This is a genomic window from Cronobacter sp. EKM101R (assembly GCF_963888145.1).
In the GTDB taxonomy this organism is placed as follows: domain Bacteria; phylum Pseudomonadota; class Gammaproteobacteria; order Enterobacterales; family Enterobacteriaceae; genus Cronobacter; species Cronobacter turicensis.
Map to the genome: position 1 here is coordinate 89,488 of NZ_CAWPHW010000072.1, position 17,033 is coordinate 106,520.

A 17,033-nucleotide genomic window follows, 5' to 3' on the forward strand; every position below is an offset into this window, starting at 1 on the left:
TCAGGAGTAAGAAATGGCCTTTTCACAAGCGGTCAGCGGTCTGAATGCTGCCAGCACCAACCTCGACGTTATCGGCAACAACATTGCCAACTCCGCCACTTATGGTTTTAAGTCTGGCTCCGTCTCTTTCGCCGACATGTTTGCCGGTTCGAAAGCGGGCCTGGGCGTTAAAGTCGCGGGTATTACCCAGGACTTCGGCGACGGCGTAACCACCAACACCGGCCGTAAGCTGGACGTGGCTATCAGCCAGAACGGTTTCTTCCGTCTGCTCGACAGCAACGGCGGCGTGTTCTACAGCCGTAACGGCCAGTTCAAACTGGACGAAAAAAGCAACCTGGTGAACATGCAGGGTATGCAGGTGACCGGCTATCCGGCAACCGGCACCCCGCCGACCGTTCAGCAGGGCGCAGACCCGATTCCGCTGACCATCCCGACCGCGCAGATGCCGGCAAGCCAGACCACCAGCGCGAACTTCGTGATGAACCTGAACTCCTCTGACGATGTTCCGGCGCAGACCCCGTTCGATCCGGCTAACTCCAGCACCTTTAACAAAAGCGTGCCGCTGACCGTTTACGATAGCCTGGGTAACGAACACAACCTGAAGCTGTACTACGTGAAGACGGCGGATAACAAGTGGGATGTCTATAACATGGACACCAGCGTTAGCTCCGCGACGCCGACCACCCCGCTGACCAGCCTGACCTTCAGCGACAGCGGCGCCCTGACCGGCATCACCAACGCCGCACCGGCGGGCTCCCAGCAGGTGCCGATTTCTGTGGCCTCCCTGAACGGCTCCGCAGCGTTCAGCTTCAGCATGAACCTGACCGGCACCACGCAGCAAAACTCCGGCGCCAACGTCCTGCTGACGTCCAACCAGGACGGCTACAAGCCGGGCGACCTGGTGGGTTATCAGGTGAACGAAGATGGCAGCCTGGTCGGTAACTACTCTAACGAGAAGAGCCAACTGCTGGGTCAGATCGTTCTGGCGAACTTCGCGAACCCGGAAGGTCTCTCTTCTCAGGGCGACAACGTCTGGTCTGCAAGCACCGCCTCCGGCGTGGCGCTGCTGGGCTCTGCCGGTACCGGCAACTTCGGCAAGCTGACCAGCGGCGCGCTTGAAGCGTCCAACGTCGACCTGAGTAAAGAACTGGTCAACATGATCGTCGCGCAGCGTAACTACCAGTCGAACGCGCAGACTATCAAGACTCAGGACCAGATCCTCAATACCCTGGTTAACCTGCGCTAATTGTCTGAAGGGATGGCTTAATGGATCACGCAATTTATACCGCCATGGGCGCAGCCAGCCAGACGCTGAACCAGCAGTCTGTCACGGCGAGCAACCTGGCCAACGCATCAACGCCTGGCTTTCGCGCTCAGCTCAACGCGCTGCGCGCCGTGCCGGTAGAAGGGCTGTCATTGCCAACCCGTACGCTGGTCACGGCTTCCACCCCTGGCGTGAATATGAGCCAGGGGTCGCTCGACTACACCTCCCGTCCGCTGGACGTTGCCATTCAGGGCAGCGACGGCTGGCTGGCGGTGCAGGCGCCGGACGGCACCGAAGCGTATACCCGCAACGGTAACATCCAGCGCACGGCGACCGGTCAGCTCACCATCCAGGGTAATCCTGTGATGGGCGAGGGCGGCCCGGTCGTGGTGCCGGAAGGCGCGGAAGTCACGATCGCCGCCGACGGTACTATCTCCGTACTGAACCCGGGCGACGCCCCGAACACCATTGCGCCGGTAGGCCGTCTGAAGATGGTGAAAGCCAGCGCGCAGGAAGTGGTACGCGGCGACGACGGACTGTTTCGTTTAAACCAGCAGGCGCAAACCGCCCGCGGCGCGACGTTGCAGGCCGACCCGACCATCAGCCTGATGTCCGGGGTGCTGGAAGGCAGTAACGTGAAACCCGTGGAAGCAATGACCGACATGATAGCCAACGCCCGTCGTTTCGAGATGCAGATGAAAATCATCAGCAGCGTCGATGAAAACGAGCAGCGCGCTAACCAGTTATTGTCGATGAGTTAATCAACAGGACGACACTATGATCAGTTCCTTATGGATTGCCAAAACCGGCCTCGACGCCCAGCAAACCAATATGGACGTTATCGCCAACAACCTGGCGAACGTCAGTACCAACGGTTTCAAACGTCAACGTGCGGTGTTTGAAGATCTGCTTTACCAAACCATCCGCCAGCCGGGCGCGCAGTCTTCTGAACAGACCACGCTGCCTTCCGGCCTGCAGATTGGTACCGGTGTGCGCCCCGTCGCTACCGAGCGTCTGCACAGCCAGGGCAACCTGTCTCAGACCAATAACAGCAAAGATGTCGCGATTAAAGGCCAGGGCTTCTTCCAGGTTCTGCTGCCGGACGGCACCTCCGCGTATACCCGCGACGGTTCTTTCCAGGTGGATCAGAACGGCCAGCTCGTGACCGCGGGCGGCTTCCAGGTTCAGCCGGCTATCACCATTCCTGCGAACGCGCTGAGCATCACCGTCGGTCGCGACGGCGTGGTGAGCGTGACCCAGCAGGGAACGGCGGCGCCGGTACAGGTTGGCCAGATTAACCTGACCACCTTTATGAACGACAGCGGTCTGGAAAGCATTGGTGAAAACCTCTACACCGAAACCCAGTCCTCCGGCACGCCGAACGAAAGCACGCCGGGCCTGAACGGTGCAGGGCTGCTGTATCAGGGTTATGTCGAAACCTCTAACGTCAACGTGGCGGAAGAGCTGGTCAACATGATTCAGGTGCAGCGCGCTTACGAGATTAACAGTAAAGCGGTTTCCACGACTGACCAGATGCTGCAAAAACTGACGCAACTCTAAAGCCTGTTTCGGTGTGGCGTAATGCCACACCGAACGCCACTACGAAGATGAAAGCAATGCAAAAGACCGGTGCGCAACTCTGCCCTATAGCGATAGCTCTCGCATTAACCCTGTCGGGCTGTGCGTGGGTGCCTTCTACTCCGCTGGTTCAGGGCGCGACGACCGCGCAGCCCGCACCTGCCCCCGCGCCGGTGGTTAACGGTTCCATTTTCCAGTCCGTACAGCAGATTAACTACGGTTATCAGCCGCTGTTCGAAGACCGTCGTCCGCGTAACGTCGGCGACACGCTCACTATTGAGCTGCAAGAAAACGTCAGCGCGAGCAAGAGCTCGTCGGCAAACGCCAGCCGCGACGGCAAGACCAACTTTGGTCTCGACACCGTTCCGCGCTACCTGCAGGGCCTCTTCGGCAATGCGCGCGCCGATATCAGCGCATCCGGCGGCAATACCTTTAACGGCAAAGGCGGCGCTAACGCCAGCAACACCTTCAGCGGCACGCTGACCGTGACCGTCGATCAGGTTCTCGCCAACGGCAACCTGCACGTGGTAGGTGAAAAACAGATCGCCATCAACCAGGGCACAGAATTCATCCGCTTCTCGGGCGTGGTTAACCCTCGCACCATTAGCGGCAGCAACACGGTACCGTCCACGCAGGTGGCGGATGCCCGAATCGAATATGTCGGCAACGGCTACATCAACGAAGCGCAGAACATGGGATGGCTACAGCGTTTCTTCCTTAATTTATCGCCGATGTAACAGAGGTGAAAAATGTTTAAATCGCTCCCAGGACTCCTGCTGCTGCTCGTCGCGACGTTCGCGCAAGCGGACCGCATTCGTGACTTAACCACCGTACAGGGTGTACGTGAAAACTCCCTGATCGGCTACGGCCTTGTGGTGGGCCTTGACGGTACGGGCGACCAGACGACCCAGACGCCGTTTACCACCCAGAGCCTGAACAACATGCTCTCTCAGCTGGGGATCACCGTTCCGGCGGGCACCAACATGCAGCTGAAAAACGTGGCGGCGGTGATGGTTACCGCCTCTTACCCGGCGTTCGCGCGCCAGGGGCAGGCCATTGATGTGGTGGTCTCCTCTATGGGTAACGCCAAGAGCCTGCGCGGCGGTACGCTGCTGATGACGCCGCTGAAAGGCGTCGATAACCAGGTTTACGCACTGGCGCAGGGCAACATTCTGATCGGCGGCGCGGGCGCTTCCGCAGGCGGCAGCAGCGTACAGGTGAACCAGCTTAACGGCGGGCGTATTACCAACGGCGCGGTGATTGAGCGTGAGCTGCCGACCCAGTTCGGCAACGGCAATACCATTAACCTGCAGCTGAATAATGATGACTTCACGCTGGCGCAGCAGATCTCCGACACCATCAACCGCGCGCGTGGTTATGGCTCCGCGGTCCCGCTGGACGCCCGTACCGTTCAGGTGCGCGCGCCGAGCGGCGGCAGCTCTCAGGTACAACTGCTGGCAGGTATCCAGAACCTCGAAGTGAATGTCGCGGTACAGGACGCCAAAGTCATTATTAACTCACGTACCGGCTCGGTCGTGATGAACCGCGAAGTCTCGCTGGACAGCTGTGCGGTCGCGCAGGGCAACCTTTCTGTGACGGTCAACCAGCAGGCCAACGTCAGCCAGCCGAATACGCCATTTGGCGGCGGCCAGACTGTCGTGACGCCGCAAACGCAGATCGATATGCGCCAGAGCGGCGGCGCGCTGCAGCGCGTGACCTCCAGCGCCAACCTGAACAGCGTGGTGCGCGCGCTTAACGCGCTGGGCGCTACGCCGATGGATCTGATGTCGATTCTGCAATCCATGCAAAGCGCGGGGTGTCTGCGCGCAAAACTGGAAATCATCTGATGCTGACTGATAGCAAATTACTGTCCAGCGCCGCCTTTGACGCGCAATCGCTTAATGACCTGAAAACTAAGGTCGCAAAGGATCCGAACGGCAACCTGAAATCGGTTGCCCGTCAGATGGAAGGGATGTTCGTGCAAATGATGCTGAAAAGCATGCGCGAAGCGCTGCCCAAGGATGGGCTGTTCAGTAGCGATCAGACCCGGCTTTACACCAGCATGTACGATCAGCAAATCGCCCAGCAGATGACGGCGGGCAAAGGCTTAGGCCTCGCGGACATGATGGTGAAACAGATGGGCGGCGAGCAGGCTTCCGCAGAGCAGCCTGCCGACGCCGCGGATACCGCGGCTCAGGTGCCGATGAAGTTTGATATCGACACCATGAACAGCTACCGCAACCAGGCGATTACGCAGATTGTGCGCCAGGCCATGCCGAAGGCGCCGTCAAACGAAGAGCCGCTTTCCGGCGACAGCAAAGACTTCCTGGCGCAGCTTTCGCTGCCTGCGAAGCTTGCGAGCGAGCAGAGCGGCGTGCCGCACCACCTGATTCTGGCGCAGGCCGCGCTGGAATCGGGCTGGGGCCAGCGCCAGATCCGCAAAGAGAACGGCGAGCCGAGCTTTAACATCTTCGGCGTTAAGGCGACCTCTTCCTGGAAAGGCCCGGTGACCGAGATCACCACCACCGAATATGAAAACGGCGAAGCGAAAAAGGTCAAAGCGAAGTTCCGCGTTTACGGCTCTTACCTTGAGGCGCTGTCGGACTACGTAGGCATGCTGACGCGTAACCCACGCTATGCGGCGGTCACCACAGCCGCCTCGGCGGAAGAGGGGGCGAAAGCCTTGCAGAACGCCGGTTACGCCACCGATCCGAACTACGCACGCAAGCTGACCAGCATGATTCAGCAGATGAAATCGGTGGGTGAAAAAGTGAGCAAGGCGTACAGCCAGGATATCTCAACGCTGTTCTGAAACCGCTCAAGTTCTCTTAAGCGCTGCCGATAAATATCGTCAGGACCCGCATATGAATGTTCAAAAGGAACCTCCATGTCCAGTAGCTTAATTAACAGCGCCATGAGTGGCCTGAGTGCGGCGCAAACCGCACTGAGCACGGTGAGCAACAACATTTCAAACTATAACGTCGCAGGCTATACCCGCCAGACTACTATTCTGGGGCAGTCTAACAGCACCATGACGCAGGGCGGCTGGGTCGGCAACGGCGTGTATGTTTCAGGTATTCAGCGTGAATATGATGCGTTCATCACCAATCAGCTGAACGCCGCGCAAAACCAGAGCAGTGGGTTAACTACCCGCTATGAGCAGATGTCGAAAATCGACGATATGGTCTCTGGCACCACCAATAACATCTCCACCACGATGCAGGATTTCTTCAAAAGCCTGCAAACGCTGGCCAGCAACGCCGAAGATCCGGCCGCGCGTCAGACCCTGCTCGGTAAAGCAGACGGTCTGGTGAACCAGTTTAAAGTGGTGGATCAGTATCTGCGCGACCAGGATAAACAGGTCAATACGGCCGTTACCGCCAGCGTCCAGCAGATCAACAACTTCGCGACCCAGATTGCCTCGCTGAACGAACAGATCACCCGCCTGACCGGCATGGGCGCCGGCGCATCGCCGAACGATCTGCTGGATCAGCGCGATCAACTGGTGAGCGAGCTGAATAAAATCGTCGGCGTGGATGTCTCCGTACAGGACGGCAACACCTTTAACGTCACGATGGCGAACGGCTATAACCTGGTGCAGGGCAGCAGAGCGAGCCAGATAGCCGCCGTGCCGTCCAGCGCCGATCCGGCCCGCACCACGATTGCTTTCGTCGACAAGACCGCCGGTAACATTGAGATCCCGGAAAAGCTGGTCACCAGCGGTTCACTGGGCGGCCTGTTCGCCTTCCGTAGCGAAGATCTTGACCAGGCGCGCAATAACCTGGGCCAGATCGCGCTCGCTTTCGGCGATGCGTTTAACAAACAGCACGAAGCAGGCTTTGACGCCAACGGCGACGCCGGTAAAGCGTTCTTCACGCTGGGCTCTCCTGCGGCGATGAGCAACACGCGCAACACGGGCTCTGCTTCGCTGACGGCGACCATCACCGACAGTTCCGCGGTGAAAGCCAGCAACTACCAGATGGCTTACGACGGCACGAACTGGAAAGTGACGCGCCTGTCTGACAACGTCACCGTGAACGCCACGCCGACCACTGATGGTTCCGGCAACGTGACCGCGCTGGAGTTTGACGGCCTGAAGATTGGCATTACGGGTGCGGCAGCGAACAAAGATACCTTTATCGTGAAGCCGGTGAACGACGTCATTATCAGCATGGACGTGGCTGTTCACGACGAGTCTGAAATCGCGATGGCGTCGGATGCGACCTCCGGCGAGAGCGACAACCGTAACGGTAAAGCGCTGCTGGATCTGCAAAACAGCAAGGTCGTCGGCGGCAGCAAAACGTTTAACGATGCTTACGCGGCGTTTATCAGTGAAGTGGGTAACAAAACCAACACACTGAAAAGCTCCAGCACCACCCAGACTAACGTGGTCACGCAGCTGACTAACCAGCAGCAGTCCATTTCCGGGGTTAACCTGGATGAAGAATACGGCAACCTGCAACGCTTCCAGCAGTACTACATGGCGAACGCGCAGGTGCTGCAAACCGCGTCCGCACTGTTTGACGCGCTTCTCCAGATTCGCTAACAGGGAACCGAACGATGCGTATTAGTACTCAAATGATGTATCAGCAGAACATGCGGGGCATTACCGACTCGCAGAGTACCTGGCTGAAATACGGTGAGCAGATGTCCACCGGCAAACGTGTTAACCGTCCGTCTGACGATCCGATCGCCGCCGCTCAGGCTGTGGTGCTTTCGCAGGCGCAGGCGCAGAACGAACAGTACACTCAGGCGCGTACCTTCGCGACCCAGAAAGTGTCGCTGGAGTCGAGCGTACTGTCTCAGGTGACGAGCGTGATTACCTCCGCGCAGGAGAAAATTGTTTACGCGAACAACGGCACGCTGAGCGATACCGACCGCGCGTCGGTTGCAACCGACCTTCAGGGGATGCGCGATCAGCTGCTGAACCTGGCGAACAGCACCGACGGTAACGGCCGCTACATTTTCGCAGGCTATAAAACCGATGCGGCGCCGTTTTCCGGCACGCCTGGTAACGTCACCTATAACGGCGGTACGGAAAACATCACGCAGCAGGTGGATTCCGCGCGTACGATGGTTATCGGCCACACCGGTAACCTGGTGTTTGACAGCATCACCAGCAATGCCAAGCCTGAGCCGGATGGTTCGCCGAGCGAAACCAACCTGTTCAAAATGCTCGACTCCGCGATCGCCGCGCTGAAAACGCCGATGGAAGGCGCGGATGAGACGACCCAGCAGGGGCTGCTGGACGCTATTTCTAAAACCTCACGTGGTCTGAGCAACTCGCTGGATAACGTCGGGACGGTGCTGGCGGAAGTCGGTACCCAGCAGAAAGAGCTGGAAAACCTGGATCAGCTGGGCGCTGAGCGTACTCTGGGCCAGACGTCGCAGATGAGTAACCTGGTGGATGTGGACTGGAACTCGGCCATCTCTTCCTACGTGATGCAGCAGGCGGCGCTTCAGGCTTCCTACAAAGCGTTTAGCGATATGCAGGGCATGTCGCTGTTCCAGTTGAATAAGTAACGTTGTCGATTTGAAGCATGTCATGAAACTGGGCATGCTTGATGTGCCCGCCTCACGATACTGAGGCGGGCTTTTTTTTGCCTACCGCTGCGCGGGCTGTTCTGCCGCGAAGCCTGCCGGGCGCATTTTCTGCGTCAGGCGAATCACCAGCGCCACGCCGCTTGCAAGCGTCGCCAGCGCCACCACCGCAGGCCATCCGCCAAGGGCCCAGGCTTTACTGCCGAGCAGCGAGCCCAGCGCCATGCCGATAAACACGCCGGTAAAAAGCAGGGCATTCAGACGACCACGCGCTTTCGGCTCCAGGCTATAGACCAGCGTCTGGTGCGCCACCAGCGACGACTGTAGCCCTAAATCAAAACCGACCGCCGCGATGGCAATAAGTAATAACTGCATGGCTGACGACAGCAGGGGCAGCGCAAACATGGCGGCAAATGAGATCATCACCAGCAGACTGCCGAGCTGCGTCACACGCGCCGGGCCAAAGCGATCCGAGAGCGCGCCGGAGAGCGGGGCGGCCAGCGCGCCGGCGGCGCCCGCCAGACCAAAAGCGCCCGCGACCGCGCTACCCATGTGAAATTCCGCCGCCAGCATCACGGCAAGCATCGACCAGAACGCGCTGAAACCTATCGACAGAAAGCCTTGCGCCAGCGCCGCGCCGCGCAGCGTCGGGTAGCGTTTCCACAGGCCGCCCATGGAGTGCAGCAGGGCCGGATAGCTCAGCGTCGCGTGGGTTTCAAAACGTGGCAGCACGCGCCACAGCACCAGCCCCGTGAGCGCGATGCTGGCGGCGGCAAGCTGATACATGACTCGCCAGCCGAAGGCGGCGCTGATGACGCCGCTCACCGAGCGGGAGAGCAGAATACCGAGCAGCAGGCCAGTCATCACGGTGCCGACAATTTTACCCTGCTGACCTGCGGGCGAGAGGATGGCGGCGGCAGGCACGATATCCTGCGCCATCGTCGCCATCATCCCCACCAGCAGGCTTAACACCAGCAGGCTGTGCAGCCCGCCGCTCAGGCTGTAGAGCGCCAGCATGACGGCGAGCGCCAGACATTTCACCAGAATCAGCGTGCGGCGGTCGTGGCGGTCGCCAAGCGGCAGCAGAAACAGAATGCCGAGCGCGTAGCCAGCCTGGGTCAGCGTCGGGATAAGCCCCATGCCGTCCACACTCAGATGTAAATCGCTGCCGATAAGCGGCAGGATAGGCTGCGCATAATAAATGGAGGCGACGCTCAGGCCCGTCGCCATGGCCAGAATCAGTATCAACAACCGGGAGAGCCCAGGGGCGGGACGTGCGGTATCGTTATGGTTATTCATGGTGAAACCCTCGTGAGTAGTCAGTAGGGGGATTCTCCGCCTGCGGCGGCTGGCGCGGTAGAGGCCGACATGATAAAACGGTTATACGTGTAACGTATGACAAGAAGAAAATAGATGGGTATTGAGCGTATAGATCGTGTGGAGCTGATGCATACGTTTGTGCGGATCATCGAGAGCGGTTCGCTCTCCGCCGCCGCGCAGCAGATGAATACTACGCAGGCGACCGTCAGCCGCCGCCTGAAATCGCTTGAGGATCTACTGGGGGCCAGACTCCTGCTGCGTACCACGCACGCCATGAAACTCACCGATGACGGCGAGCGCTGCTATCAGCACGCCCGCAGCGTACTGGCGAGCTGGCAGGCGCTGGAGGATGAGATAAAAAACGCCGAAGGGGAGCCGGTTGGCGTATTGCGCGTACGCGCGCCCCACGCGTTCGGGCAGGATCAGCTTATTGAGCCGCTCACCGCTTTTTTAAACCGCTACCCCGGCCTGTGTGTGGACTGGATGCTTAACGACAAGTCGCCGGATTTCATCGGCGAGAATATCGACTGCGCGCTGCATGTCGGCCCGGACATTGACCCGTCGGTCATTGCCGTACAGCTCGCCGAGGTGCCGCGCATCGTGGTGGCTTCGCCTGCATTGCTGGAACGGCATGCGCCCGTGAAGGAGATTGACGCGCTCGCCGCGCTGCCGTGGGTGGCGCTCAGTACGTTTTATCGACGCGAAGTGACGCTGCATCATGTGCAGAGCGGCGAACGCCAGGCCTTCACGGTGATGCCGCGTCTGAGCTCCGACAGCCTGTACGCGATACGCCGGGCGATTCTTAACGGCCTTGGCGCCGGGATGGTTTCCGCATGGGTGGTGGAGGACGATCTTCGCGAGGGGCGTCTGGTGCAGCTGTTGCCGCAGTGGCAGGCGCCCGCGTTGCCGGTTTATCTGCTCTACCCCTGGGCGCGGTATTATCCGGCGCGGTTGCGTCGTTTCCTGGAGCTAATGAAAACGGTGATGCCTGAACTTGCGGGGATGCGGCAGGTGACCGCGGTGAAAAGCTAGCGGAAAAGAGGCAATAAAAAAGCCGGTCAGAGACCGGCTTTTTTGTGCGGGGAGGGTTACTCCACCGGCTGAGGACGCGTCGCAGGGGCAGAGGCCTGGTGGGTGGCGCTGTGGCCGCCCGCTGAACCTTTACCGCTGAAATCGAACGTCGGGCGAACCCAGTCGCTCTGACGCGGCGGCTCCGGCACGTAGTCCGGCGCCGGTGCGCGGGTCATCGGCGCAGAGGCGACGCTTGCAGAAGCGACAGCCACGACCGGCGCTTTCACTTCGGCTTCCTGCGCCTTCGGCTCAACGACTGGTGCAGCTTCCGGGGTTTTCACCGGCTCATCAGCGATCGCTTCCGGCTGAGGTGCCTCTTCAGGCGCGCTTTCTGCGATGACAGCAGCGGTCTCTTCACGAGGCGCTTCTTCAGCAACCGGCGCGTCAGCCGGAACGGCTTCCTGTGCGACCTGTTCCGCGACAGCTTCATCCTGCGGCTCGATAATCTGCGGCTGGGCGTCAACCGGCGTGGAGATAGCTTCAGGATGAGTGGTTTCCACCACGGTTTCCTGCGGCGCGCTCTCCACGGCAGACGGCTCGACCACAACCGCGTCGGCTACCGGCGCAACCGGAGCTTCAGTCGTCTGGGTCTCAGCGACCGGCGCGGTGTTCTGCTCCAGTTGCTGTTCTTCCTGCTCCTGCACACGCGGCAGCGGGTAGCGGATCCAGACTTTACCGGACGCCATTTCCGGCGACGCGCACGCCACGGTCAGCGGCATCGGCGACTGGGTCGGATAACGCTCGTCACGGTAGCGGCGACGGCGCTGGCCGCTGACGCGCAGGTGACGCGGAGAGCGACGAGAACGACGCGGCATACCGGCATTTTCGCTGCCCGTCTGGTTGTTGTCTTCCGCAGCGGCAGGCGTTTCCACATTTGCAGGCAACGCCAGCGGCGCGGCTTCTTCATGCGCTTCAGCAACCGGCGCGTCGGCGTTGCCGACGGCCGCCGCTTCAGCGGCGGATTCGATACGCACTTTCTGGCTCAGCTGGCGCGGTTTACGGCGCGGCATCACCTGAACAACGCGATCTTCCTGTTCGGTCTCTTCCACGGCGTCATCACGGTTCAGGACATTGACTTCCTGCTGTGCCTGACGCTTCTCTTCAGAGCGACGACGGTTGCGATCGCGGCGAGGGGACTGCTGCTGATCGTCACGGGATTTCGGTTTTTCCGCGGCGTCTTCAGCAACCGGCGCGCGAACTTCACGCGTTTCGGCGTTCTGCTGCTGTTTCTCGCGGCGGTTACGGCGGTTTTCTTCGCGCGCTTCGCTGTTGTCACGGTTATCGCGGTTATCGCGATTCTCACGGGACGGACGCTCACCGCGTTCGCTGCGATCGCCACGCTCGTTGCGGTCGCGACGGTTGTTCTGACGACGACCGTTGCGGCGATCCTGCGGCTTATCTTCACGATTTTTCGCAGGCTGCGGTTCCGGCTCGCTCGCGACAGGCTGCGCCTGCGGCTCGCTGGCGAACAGGCTCTTCAGCGCGCTGATGGCGCGGCTCAGGAAACCTTCTTTCGCAGGCTCTGCGGCTTTCACCGGCGCTTTCGGCGCAGCAGGTTCGGCTGCCGGCGCGCTGGTTTCCTGCGGCATCGGCGGGACGTCCGGCATCACGAAGGTGGCGAGAGCTGGCTGCTCAGGACGTTTACGCTCGGCGTATTCTTCTTCTGACGGCAGCGCCATTGCTTCTTCATGCAGCTTCGGCAGCATGTAGCTTAGGGTGTGCGTCTCTTCGCCTTTGCGCACGCGCAGGACGGAGTAGTGCGGGGTTTCCATCTGATCGTTTGGCACGATCACACAGCGAACGCCGCCCTGGCGCGTCTCGATAGCGGTAATCGCTTCACGCTTCTCGTTCAGCAGGTAGGAGGCGATAGGTACCGGAACGATAGCGTGAACCTCCTGGGTGTTCTCTTTCAGCGCTTCTTCTTCAATCAGACGCAGAATGGAGAGCGACAGGGATTCGTTATCGCGAACGGTGCCGGTGCCGCTACAGCGCGGGCAGACGTGATGGCTGGACTCGCCAAGCGACGGGCTCAGGCGCTGGCGGGACATCTCCAGCAGGCCGAAGCGGGAAATATGGCTAATCTGGATGCGGGCGCGATCCTGACGCACCGCTTCGCGCAGACGGTTTTCCACCGCGCGCTGGTGACGTACCGGGGTCATATCGATGAAGTCGATAACGATAAGACCGCCTAAATCGCGCAGACGCAGCTGGCGGGCGATTTCATCCGCCGCTTCGAGGTTGGTGTTGAACGCCGTCTCTTCGATATCGCCGCCGCGGGTAGCGCGGGCGGAGTTGATGTCGATGGCGGTCAGCGCCTCGGTGGTGTCGATAACAATGGAGCCGCCGGACGGCAGGCGCACTTCACGCTGGAAAGCGGACTCAATCTGAGATTCGATCTGGTAGTGGCTGAACAGCGGAATTTCACCGGTGTAGAGCTTAATTTTGCTGCTGAAATCCGGACGACCCAGCGCGGCGATGTGCTGGCGGGCCAGCTCAAGCACTTTCGGGTTATCAATCAGGATTTCGCCGATGTCCTGGCGCAGATAGTCGCGGAACGCGCGTACGATAACGTTACTTTCCTGATGGATAAGGAACGGCGCCGGACGGTTCTCAGCGGCTTTTTGAATGGCTTCCCAGTGCTTGAGACGGAAGCTTAAATCCCACTGCAGCGCTTCGGCGGATTTGCCGACGCCCGCGGTGCGCACGATAAGCCCCATGCCATCCGGCAGTTCCAGGCTTGAAAGCGCTTCTTTAAGCTCGGTGCGATCGTCGCCTTCGATACGGCGAGAGATGCCGCCCGCGCGCGGGTTGTTCGGCATCAGCACAAGGTAGCTGCCCGCGAGGCTGATAAACGTCGTCAGCGCTGCGCCTTTGTTGCCACGCTCTTCTTTGTCTATCTGAACGATGACTTCCTGGCCTTCGCGCAGGACATCTTTAATATTCGGACGACCATGAGAGGCGTAGCTGGCGGGGAAGTATTCGCGGGCGATTTCTTTTAAAGGGAGGAAACCGTGTCTTTCGGCGCCATAATCAACAAATGCGGCTTCGAGACTGGGTTCAATGCGGGTGATCTTGCCTTTGTAGATGTTCGCTTTTTTCTGCTCGTGTCCAGGACTTTCGATATCCAGGTCGTACAGACGTTGCCCATCCACGAGGGCGACGCGCAACTCTTCCTGCTGAGTTGCGTTAATTAGCATTCTTTTCATCGTAACTTACTCGTTATTCTTACATTGACGACAAAGCTGCGGGCATGGTGACGCTGACCGGGAGTGAACCGATGGCCTCGTGACTGTTCGCGCCGCCAACCTCCCGGTTGTCGAACGCTTAAGAGGCGCAGAGTGTCGGTAGCCTGTATTTCAGGTGGAAATACAGCGCAATTATCAGAGGAATGACCGGGATTGTTTCTCCGGAAGCTTCCCTTTACCGGCCAGGCTGCAACCCGCAGCCCGCTAACTGCCTGAAAGTTCAACACGTCTTACGCCATTGCCGCGTGGAAGGACTGTCAGGCAAAACTGGTAATTCCGCAAAATTCCTTGTCTAAACAAGTCTCAACACGGAAAACAGTCGCATTATTCCATTGCTAAGCTTGATATAGCAAGCTGACTTTTGCCCTTTATCACCGACTTACTCACAGTTTTTTAACTTCTTGTTCGTCTGCTCCGCCGAAGCGATGACAAAACGAACTCATTAGCTGTGTGAATCGATGAGTTACTAAATATAAGCATATAAAAATGTGTGGCGCTACGGTCATCCGGTATTTAGAATCGCGCACCATGAAAACAGAGACTCCATCCGTAAAAATCGTTGCCATCTCCGCCGATCAGGCCGGGCAACGTATCGATAATTTTTTGCGCACCCAGCTCAAAGGCGTGCCGAAAAGCCTCATTTACCGCATCCTGCGCAAGGGCGAAGTGCGCGTGAACAAAAAACGCATCAAGCCGGAATATAAGCTTGAGGCGGGCGACGAGGTGCGCATTCCGCCGGTTCGCGTGGCCGAACGCGAGGAAGAAGCGGTTTCTCCACATTTACAAAAGGTGGCGGCGCTAAGCGACGTTATCCTTTATGAAGATGACCATATTCTGGTGCTGAATAAACCGTCTGGCACCGCGGTCCACGGCGGCAGCGGGCTGAGCTTCGGCGTGATCGAAGGGCTGCGCGCGCTGCGCCCGGAGGCGCGTTTCCTTGAGCTGGTGCACCGTCTCGATCGCGATACCTCCGGCGTGCTGCTGGTCGCGAAAAAACGCTCTGCGCTGCGTTCGCTGCACGAACAGCTGCGCGATAAGGGAATGCAGAAAGATTATCTGGCGCTGGTGCGCGGACAGTGGCAGTCGCACGTGAAAACCGTACAGGCGCCGCTTCTGAAAAATATTCTGCAAAGCGGCGAGCGCATCGTGCGCGTCAATCAGGAGGGCAAACCTTCAGAGACGCGTTTCAAAGTAGAAGAGCGCTTCGCCAGTGCGACGCTGGTACGTTGTAGCCCCGTGACCGGGCGCACGCATCAGATCCGCGTACATACGCAGTTTGCCGGCCACCCGATTGCGTTCGACGATCGCTATGGCGATCGCACATTTGATGCGCAACTGGCGTCCACCGGGCTGAACCGTCTGTTCCTGCATGCGGCGGCGCTGCGTTTTGAGCATCCGGGCACCGGCGAAACGATGCGTGTTGAAGCGCCGATGGACGATGAACTTAAGCATTGTCTGAAAGTGTTGCGCGCAGGCGGCTGACAGCCTCCCGATTGTGGTAGTTCTCGGACTACCTCCCCGCGCTGCGGTATGAAATGCACTATACTGAACACCCGGCTTCGGCCGGGTGTTTTTTTATACAATTACAACCGCATGGAGATGAAAATGGCCTGGTTACAATCCCGGACATGGAAACGTGTTTTCTTTACCCTGTTTATGACAGGTATGGTATGGCAGCTCGCCGCTTGTGATAACAATAAAGAACCGGAGCAGCGCAAAGCGTTTATCCAGTTCCTCCAGACTCGCATTCTGCCTTCCGAGAAACTGTCCGTCCCGACGCTGACCGCGCAGGAAAAAGAGAGCTTCGGCAAGTACGCTGACGATTACGCCATTCTTAGCGATTACTCCAGCGAAATGACCACGGCGTTTTCCGGCAACGATCAGGCGATGCGCCAGATGCGCAGCGTGACCAGCGCGAAAGATATGGTCGAAAAACGCGACACTATCGAAAAATCTCGCAAGGAAGTAGGGAATATCGAGTCGAAACGCGCTGATACCATGAAGAGCGTGGAAGACCGTTACTCCAAACTGAAACAGCCGGACGATCTGAAAGCGGTTTTCGACCAGGCTTATCAGAAAACGGTTGTGCGTCCTAACGCGCTGCTGACCCAGACCCTGTCTCTGACCGACGCCATTCTTGGTCAGGCGCTGGATATCGGCAACTACCTGAACAGTCTCGGTAATAAAGTGCAGTACGTCGGCTCGATGGCGCAGTTTACCGACCAGAAACAGCTGGATCTGTTTAACGAAAAACTGAGCGCGATGCGCGAGAAGCAGCAGGAACTGCTGGCCGTCGCGCGCCAGCTGGCCGGCATGCAGTAAGCCTCGCTCCGCACTATAAAAAAGCCCTGCATTGCAGGGCTTTTTGCTTTCAGGGCTCAGCGATGGGCGAGGGGATCGACGCCTTCGCTTCTTAGCATTTCGCAAAGGCGAATCAGCGGCAGGCCAATCAGCGTGTTAGGGTCGCGCCCGTCAAGGCGGTCAAACAGCGTGATGCCAAGCCCTTCGCTTTTAAAACTGCCCGCGCATTGCCAGGGTTCTTCACGATGCAGATAGTTTTCAATTTCGCGGTCGCTTAACGTGCGAAAATGCACGTGGAATGGCTCGCAGTCGGCCTGATGCGCGCCGGTTGCGCTATTATACAGCGCCAGCCCTGTATAAAAGGTAACAACATTGCCGCTGGCCTGTTGCAACTGCTTAACCGCATTTTCAGCGGTGTGCGGTTTGCCGGTAATGGTATTATTCAGCACGCAAACTTGATCGCTGCCAATAATCAAATGCCGGGGATATTTCTCCCGTAGCGCTTGCGCTTTTTGCAAAGCCAGCCTTAATACTAATTGTGGTGCGGTTTCATCCGCGTATGGGGTTTCGTCGGTCTCAGGGGCTGCGGTTTCAAACGGTAAACCGAGCTTCTCTAACAGGCTACGGCGAAACGGCGACGTGGAAGCAAGCACGATTGAGGTCATATTTTTCAGTGAAAGATAGCGAATCGATGAGCGCTATTTTAAACTGTC

Annotated in this window: 14 protein-coding genes; 11 read left to right on the top strand and 3 right to left on the bottom strand. The window is 58.8% G+C overall.

Going from position 1 to position 17,033, the window contains the following annotated elements; genetic code table 11:
• Positions 1–13 precede the first annotated feature (13 nt).
• The 8 genes from flgE (at position 14) to flgL (ending at position 8,365) form a co-directional block, all read left to right on the top strand.
• Positions 14–1,246 carry a flagellar hook protein FlgE gene (gene flgE / locus AACV31_RS22820; RefSeq protein WP_007769407.1) on the top strand — a complete coding sequence of 411 codons (1,233 nt, stop codon included), beginning with the start codon at positions 14–16 and terminating at the stop codon, positions 1,244–1,246.
• Between the two features lie 20 nt (positions 1,247–1,266).
• Positions 1,267–2,025, top strand: coding sequence for a flagellar basal body rod protein FlgF (locus tag AACV31_RS22825; protein ID WP_007707853.1), 759 nt, complete (start codon positions 1,267–1,269; stop codon positions 2,023–2,025).
• Positions 2,026–2,041: 16 nt separating this feature from the next.
• The gene (gene flgG, locus AACV31_RS22830; protein ID WP_007663430.1) at positions 2,042–2,824 is read left to right on the top strand and encodes a flagellar basal-body rod protein FlgG; all 783 of its coding nucleotides are present in this window, start codon (positions 2,042–2,044) and stop codon (positions 2,822–2,824) included.
• 56 nt (positions 2,825–2,880) lie between these two features.
• Positions 2,881–3,579 carry a flagellar basal body L-ring protein FlgH gene (gene flgH, locus AACV31_RS22835; protein WP_015740836.1) on the top strand — a complete coding sequence of 233 codons (699 nt, stop codon included), beginning with the start codon at positions 2,881–2,883 and terminating at the stop codon, positions 3,577–3,579.
• Between the two features lie 12 nt (positions 3,580–3,591).
• On the top strand, positions 3,592–4,689 hold the full coding sequence (locus tag AACV31_RS22840) for a flagellar basal body P-ring protein FlgI (protein ID WP_015740837.1): 1,098 nt from the start codon (positions 3,592–3,594) through the stop codon (positions 4,687–4,689).
• A complete protein-coding gene (flgJ, locus tag AACV31_RS22845; RefSeq protein ID WP_165156164.1) occupies positions 4,689–5,654 on the top strand; it encodes a flagellar assembly peptidoglycan hydrolase FlgJ in 966 nt (321 codons plus the stop codon). Before AACV31_RS22840 ends, flgJ begins: the two co-directional genes overlap by 1 nt.
• Before the next feature lie 75 nt (positions 5,655–5,729).
• A complete protein-coding gene (gene flgK / locus AACV31_RS22850) occupies positions 5,730–7,388 on the top strand; it encodes a flagellar hook-associated protein FlgK (protein ID WP_165156162.1) in 1,659 nt (552 codons plus the stop codon).
• Positions 7,389–7,402: 14 nt separating this feature from the next.
• Complete coding sequence (flgL, locus tag AACV31_RS22855) at positions 7,403–8,365, top strand: flagellar hook-associated protein FlgL (RefSeq protein ID WP_075198868.1); 963 nt, start codon at positions 7,403–7,405, stop codon at positions 8,363–8,365.
• Positions 8,366–8,446: 81 nt separating this feature from the next.
• Here the strand turns inward: flgL and AACV31_RS22860 are convergent, their stop codons facing one another.
• Positions 8,447–9,682, bottom strand: a complete 1,236-nt coding sequence (locus AACV31_RS22860) for an MFS transporter (RefSeq protein WP_165156160.1) — start codon at positions 9,680–9,682, stop codon at positions 8,447–8,449.
• 114 nt (positions 9,683–9,796) lie between these two features.
• Between AACV31_RS22860 and AACV31_RS22865 the strand changes: the two genes are divergently transcribed.
• Positions 9,797–10,735, top strand: a complete 939-nt coding sequence (locus tag AACV31_RS22865) for a LysR family transcriptional regulator (protein ID WP_007769426.1) — start codon at positions 9,797–9,799, stop codon at positions 10,733–10,735.
• Positions 10,736–10,791: 56 nt separating this feature from the next.
• Here AACV31_RS22865 and rne read toward each other — a convergent pair whose 3' ends face one another.
• Positions 10,792–13,980 carry a ribonuclease E gene (gene rne / locus AACV31_RS22870; RefSeq protein ID WP_165156158.1) on the bottom strand — a complete coding sequence of 1,063 codons (3,189 nt, stop codon included), beginning with the start codon at positions 13,978–13,980 and terminating at the stop codon, positions 10,792–10,794.
• 567 nt (positions 13,981–14,547) lie between these two features.
• Between rne and rluC the strand changes: the two genes are divergently transcribed.
• Both rluC and AACV31_RS22880 read left to right on the top strand, forming a co-directional pair.
• A complete protein-coding gene (gene rluC / locus AACV31_RS22875; RefSeq protein ID WP_185155295.1) occupies positions 14,548–15,501 on the top strand; it encodes a 23S rRNA pseudouridine(955/2504/2580) synthase RluC in 954 nt (317 codons plus the stop codon).
• A 123-nt stretch (positions 15,502–15,624) separates the two neighbouring features.
• Positions 15,625–16,341 carry a DUF3053 family protein gene (locus AACV31_RS22880; RefSeq protein ID WP_007769434.1) on the top strand — a complete coding sequence of 239 codons (717 nt, stop codon included), beginning with the start codon at positions 15,625–15,627 and terminating at the stop codon, positions 16,339–16,341.
• A gap of 56 nt (positions 16,342–16,397) precedes the next feature.
• On the opposite strand, the gene AACV31_RS22885 is transcribed toward AACV31_RS22880, so the two are convergent.
• Positions 16,398–16,985 (bottom strand): Maf family protein, encoded by a 588-nt coding sequence (locus AACV31_RS22885; RefSeq protein WP_165156156.1) that lies wholly within the window; start codon positions 16,983–16,985, stop codon positions 16,398–16,400.
• Positions 16,986–17,033 lie beyond the last annotated feature (48 nt).

Bases quoted from the DNA above. Each gene is read 5' to 3' on its own strand.
- flgE (WP_007769407.1), top strand. From the start codon at position 14: ATGGCCTTTTCACAAGCGGTCAGCGGTCTGAATGCTGCCAGCACCAAC.
- AACV31_RS22840 (WP_015740837.1), top strand. From the start codon at position 3,592: ATGTTTAAATCGCTCCCAGGACTCCTGCTGCTGCTCGTCGCGACGTTC.
- flgK (WP_165156162.1), top strand. From the start codon at position 5,730: ATGTCCAGTAGCTTAATTAACAGCGCCATGAGTGGCCTGAGTGCGGCG.
- AACV31_RS22860 (WP_165156160.1), bottom strand. From the start codon at position 9,682: ATGAATAACCATAACGATACCGCACGTCCCGCCCCTGGGCTCTCCCGG.
- AACV31_RS22865 (WP_007769426.1), top strand. From the start codon at position 9,797: ATGGGTATTGAGCGTATAGATCGTGTGGAGCTGATGCATACGTTTGTG.
- flgG (WP_007663430.1), top strand. From the start codon at position 2,042: ATGATCAGTTCCTTATGGATTGCCAAAACCGGCCTCGACGCCCAGCAA.
- AACV31_RS22885 (WP_165156156.1), bottom strand. From the start codon at position 16,985: ATGACCTCAATCGTGCTTGCTTCCACGTCGCCGTTTCGCCGTAGCCTG.
- AACV31_RS22880 (WP_007769434.1), top strand. From the start codon at position 15,625: ATGGCCTGGTTACAATCCCGGACATGGAAACGTGTTTTCTTTACCCTG.
- flgL (WP_075198868.1), top strand. From the start codon at position 7,403: ATGCGTATTAGTACTCAAATGATGTATCAGCAGAACATGCGGGGCATT.
- flgH (WP_015740836.1), top strand. From the start codon at position 2,881: ATGCAAAAGACCGGTGCGCAACTCTGCCCTATAGCGATAGCTCTCGCA.
- rne (WP_165156158.1), bottom strand. From the start codon at position 13,980: ATGAAAAGAATGCTAATTAACGCAACTCAGCAGGAAGAGTTGCGCGTC.
- flgJ (WP_165156164.1), top strand. From the start codon at position 4,689: ATGCTGACTGATAGCAAATTACTGTCCAGCGCCGCCTTTGACGCGCAA.
- rluC (WP_185155295.1), top strand. From the start codon at position 14,548: ATGAAAACAGAGACTCCATCCGTAAAAATCGTTGCCATCTCCGCCGAT.
- AACV31_RS22825 (WP_007707853.1), top strand. From the start codon at position 1,267: ATGGATCACGCAATTTATACCGCCATGGGCGCAGCCAGCCAGACGCTG.